Consider the following 264-nt stretch of genomic DNA (forward strand, 5'->3'; position numbering starts at 1 on the left):
CCATTGTCACTGACTGTCGCCACTGTCGGCATGCTGCTGGCGTGCCTGACGGTGCTGCGCTGGCGGCTGGATCAGGATCCGGATCTGAACCTCGACCTCAGCACGGTCAGCGGTCCCTTGCCCGAGCTGGAGATTCGTCACGATCGCGGGCCGGTGATGGTCAGCTATCATTATCAGGTCAACCGCAGTGATGCGCATGCCTTTGCGGTGTGCATGCAGGATATGGGTGGCGGCAGACGGCGTGGCGGCGCGCTGAACTGGTCT

At 62.9% G+C, this 264-nt stretch carries 1 protein-coding gene; it reads left to right on the forward strand.

Annotated elements, in window-relative coordinates; genetic code table 11:
• The coding region (locus KVT28_RS25345; RefSeq protein WP_217550948.1) for an MFS transporter at positions 1-264 on the forward strand (264 nt) is incomplete at both ends.

Origin of the sequence: Pantoea sp. GbtcB22 (genome assembly GCF_019091025.1) — a bacterium.
In the GTDB taxonomy this organism is placed as follows: Bacteria; Pseudomonadota; Gammaproteobacteria; order Enterobacterales; family Enterobacteriaceae; genus Pantoea; species Pantoea leporis.